The organism is Methylobacterium ajmalii (assembly GCF_016613415.1).
GTDB classification, from domain to species: domain Bacteria; phylum Pseudomonadota; class Alphaproteobacteria; order Rhizobiales; family Beijerinckiaceae; genus Methylobacterium; species Methylobacterium ajmalii.
Window position 1 is genome coordinate 1 of record NZ_JACWCT010000020.1, and the last position, 3832, is coordinate 3832.

Annotated in this window: 4 protein-coding genes; 3 read left to right on the top strand and 1 reads right to left on the bottom strand. The window is 74.3% G+C overall.

The genetic code is table 11. The features are described 5' to 3' along the window. The coding region (locus HPY23_RS03200) for a hypothetical protein (RefSeq protein WP_420891302.1) at positions 1–852 on the top strand (852 nt) is incomplete at its 5' end. A gap of 178 nt (positions 853–1030) precedes the next feature. On the opposite strand, the gene HPY23_RS03205 is transcribed toward HPY23_RS03200, so the two are convergent. Further along, on the bottom strand, positions 1031–2056 hold the full coding sequence (locus tag HPY23_RS03205; protein ID WP_091890369.1) for a DUF2865 domain-containing protein: 1026 nt from the start codon (positions 2054–2056) through the stop codon (positions 1031–1033). Between the two features lie 224 nt (positions 2057–2280). Here HPY23_RS03205 and HPY23_RS03210 point away from each other — a divergent pair, with 224 nt between their 5' ends. Together HPY23_RS03210 and minC are read left to right on the top strand one after the other, a co-directional pair. Beyond that, entirely contained in the window at positions 2281–2823 is a 543-nt protein-coding gene (locus tag HPY23_RS03210; RefSeq protein WP_060849773.1) for a CreA family protein, read from the top strand. A gap of 208 nt (positions 2824–3031) precedes the next feature. Beyond that, complete coding sequence (gene minC / locus HPY23_RS03215; RefSeq protein WP_060850812.1) at positions 3032–3811, top strand: septum site-determining protein MinC; 780 nt, start codon at positions 3032–3034, stop codon at positions 3809–3811. Positions 3812–3832: the final 21 nt, after the last annotated feature.

Sequence of the window (3832 nt, forward strand, 5' to 3'; positions counted from 1 at the left end):
GCGCTGGCCCGGGGCGTCGGGGCCGCGACGGTCGTCGCGGGCGTCGGGACGCTCGTCGCGGCGATCCGGCCGGCCGTCGGGCGCCGGACGGTCGCGCGGATCCGGACGGCCTGCGGGGCCGCGATCCTGCGGAGGAGCCGGCGGGCGGCCGGGCTCGTCGCCGCGCGGGCCGCGCGGCTCCTGGCGGTCGGGGCGCTGATCGGGGCGATCCGGCCGATCGGGACGCTCCTGCCGATCGGGACGGTCGGGCCTCTCCTGACGGTCGGGCCGATCCGGGCGTTCCGGGCGGTCGGGCCGATCCGGGCGGCCCTGCGGGCCGCGCTCCTGCGGCTCCGGCCGCTCGCGTTGCTGGGGTTCGGGACGTTCGCGGGGGGGCGTCGGGCGCTCGCGCGGCTCCTGCCGCTCGGGCCGCTCCTGCCGGGGCTCGGGACGTTCTTGCCGGGGCTCGGGCCGCTCGCGGGGCTCGGGGCGGGGCGCCGGGCGCTCCTGCCGCGGCTCGGGCCGCTCCTGCCGGGGTTCAGGCCGCTCCTGTCTCGGCTCGGGGCGCTCGCGCGGCTCCGGCCGCTCCGCCGGACCTCGCTCCGGGCGCGGGCCCCCGCGCTCGCCGCCCGGGCCGCCTGGCCCACGCTCGCCGGGACCACCAGGACCACCGGGTCCGCCGCCGGGTCCGCCCCGCTCTCCCGGCCCGCCCTGGGCCAACCGGATCACGTCGTCGCCCCGCGCCGCCACCTGGCTCGCGAGAAGGGGCTGGAGCAGCAGCGCCGGCAGGATCGTGCCGGTCAGCAGCAGCGCGCGGGCAGGGCGCATCAGGAAAAACCTCTCGTCCGTCGTCGGTCCCTTCGAACACCTTGACGGCGAGTTGGTTCCCTCGCGCGGTTCCCTTCGGTCAGCCGGCCCGGGCGGTCGCGCCGGGCCGGGCGGGCGATCCTAAGCAGATTTCGCCGAAGTGGTGACCGGTTTCGGCGCCGAAAATCCGCGACAAAACAAGGATCTAAGCGGGCGAAGCGTTGGCCTGCCAACGCAAGCCTGCTTAGGGGGTCGCGACCGGCGCGGCGCCCGGGGTCGCCACGGTGGCGGCCGCCTGCGGGCCCTCCGCCTTGGCGACCATCGGCACCGGGATCAGGTTCGGGGCGATGATCCGCACGGCGGGGCGCTCCTCCGGGCCGGTCGGGCGGGCGGCGTCGACCGCCTCGACCGTCTCCTCGACCCGGGTCGCGGCGGTCGCCGCCAGGGTGGCGGCGGCCCGGTCGGCGCGGCCGACGAGGGTCAGGCGCACCTTCGGCCGCGACATCGCCTCGGCCTGGGCCGGGGTGACGAAGATGTCGCCCTTGTGGCGCACCAGCATGCTCTCGGCCTTCACCAGGGCCTGGGCCCAGCTCTGCGTGCCCTTGCACGAGCAGTTCGGCACGAAGGCCTTCTGGAACTTGAAGGCGTTCGGCAGGGCCGAGTAGGCGCGCTTGGTCTGGACCGCGGCGGCCTGGGTCAGGCCGTTGTCGGAGGGCGGCATCGAGTAGGCGGCGGCCTCGGCTCCGGGGCAGAGCGCCTGGCACATCTCGTCGGCGCCCTCCCGCCCGTCGGGCAGGTTCGGCATCGGGAAGTAGGCGCCGTCGCACATCCGCACGCAGATCACCTGCGAGCCGCCGCGCCCGAAGCCGTCGGCCGGCTTGGACTGCAGGGCCGCCTGGGTCGGAAGGCCGGTGCAGGACTCCTTCACGGCGGCGATGAGCTGCTCGCGCCGGGCGTTCGAGACCTCGCGCGCGCCGGCGCCGTAGCCGGCGTTGAGGGCGCGGATGCGCTGCTCGACCTGGGCGCATTGCGGCGGCCGCATGTCGAAGAACAGGAAGCGCCCGCCCTCGCACCCGATCGACTGCCGGTAGGCGACGAGCTGCTGGATCTCCTCGACCTGGCCGCGGTTCGATTCGCGCTGCAGGCCGGCGAGCTCGGCGCGGAAGCGCTGGCAGGCCGCCGCGCTGGGCTCGGCCAGGGCGGCCTGGCACACGGACAGCGTGGCGAGGATCCCGGCGAGGAGCCGGGCCGTGAAGCGAAGCAGCGGCATGGTGTGCGGGGACCGGCCGGTATGCGGGGACGATCCGCCCGCCGGGGGGCGGACGAGACGAAGGCCGTCCCGCAGGCGCACGGCGCCGAGCGGCAACGCCGGCGGTGAGGCCTGGCGTCGACGCCCAAGCGTGGCAGGACGGGACGCCCCCATTCTAGCCTCCCTGGCCGCCGGGCGACAGCCTCCCTACATGCGTTAAGGTTCTTCACTGAAAGGTTGACGCGATGGTGTGGCGGCGGGGTCTCAGGGCTCGCGGTCGGAAGGCTGTTGTGGCGGCGCTCGCCCTCGGGGCGTGCCTCGGGGCGGCGCAGAACGCGGCGCAGGCGCAGGAACCGGACCGGATCTTCGACAAGTCGACGGTCTGGCGGCCGCTGACGCCGAACGACAAGCTCGTCGTCTACGGCATCGACGATCCGGACGTGGACGGCGTCGCCTGCCACTACACCCAGCCCGAGAAGGGCGGCATCAAGGGCACGCTCGGCCTCGCCGAGGAGGTGTCCGACATCTCGCTCTCCTGCCGCCAGGTCGGCCCGGTCAAGTTCAAGGGCAAGGTCAAGCAGGGCGAGGTCGTGTTCAGCGAGCGCCGCTCGCTGATCTTCAAGAGCATGCAGATCGTGCGCGGCTGCGACGCCAAGCGCAACACGCTGATCTACATGGTCTACTCGGACAAGGTGGTGCAGGGCTCGCCCAAGAACTCGACCTCGACGGTGCCGCTGATGCCCTGGGGCACCGAGCCGCCGCCGAAATGCGGCGACTTCCTGGGCTGAGGCCCGATCCGTCCGAGAGCCGCGAGAGTGCCAGGAGGGTCCGCGTCCGCGCGGGCCCTTCGTCGTTTCGGATGAGCGCGCGGCGCGGGGCCGCGACCGTGTCGTCCGGGCCGATCCCTGAACGAAACCGCGGCCCCTTCCGTGCCATTAACGATCCGGTAACCACGCTGCGCGCTTCATGGTGGCCGGTAACAACTCGTCAACCGCCGTGACCAGCATCAGCCTCACACGCCCCTCCCTCCCGCTGCGCGGCCGCTCGTTCCGGGCGCTCGTGCTCGCGCCGGAGACGCCGCTCGGCGACTGGTTCTCGCACCTGGATGCCCTGGTGCAGCGCTCGCCGACGCTCTTCTCCGAGCGCGCCGTGATCCTGGACGTCTCGGGCCTCGCCAAGGATTCCCTCCGCGGGGATCCGGCCGGACCCGAGGCGGCCGAGCCCGCCGAGGACGACAAGGATGCCGCGGCGGGAACGCCCGACATCGCCGGCCTCGTCGACGAGCTCAAGCAGCGCGGCATCCGCATCATGGGCGTCGAGAAGGCCGAGCCGGCCTGGCTCGGACCGGCGCTGCCCCCGCTCCTGAGCGGCGGCCGCCCGGCCGAGATGGCGCCGCCCGAGCCCGTGAAGGAGCCCGAGCCCGTCAAGCCGCCGGAGCCGCGCAAGCCGAACTCCCTCGTTCTCGAGACCCCGCTGCGCTCCGGCCAGTCGGTCTATCACCCCGAGGGCGACGTCACCGTCATGGGCTCGGTCGCCTCCGGCGCCGAGATCCTGGCCGGCGGCTCGATCCACATCTACGGGGCGCTGCGCGGCCGCGCCATCGCGGGGGCCGGGGGCAATCCCCGGGCCCGCATCTGCTGCCGCAAGTTCGAGCCCGAGCTGATCGGCATCGACGGCCTCTTCCGCACCGCCGACACCACCGATCCGAAGCTGCGCAAGAAGGCGGTCCAGGTCTGGCTGGAGGGCGAGACCCTCCGCATGGCCGCCCTCGACTGAGACAGGACGGCCGGGCGGACC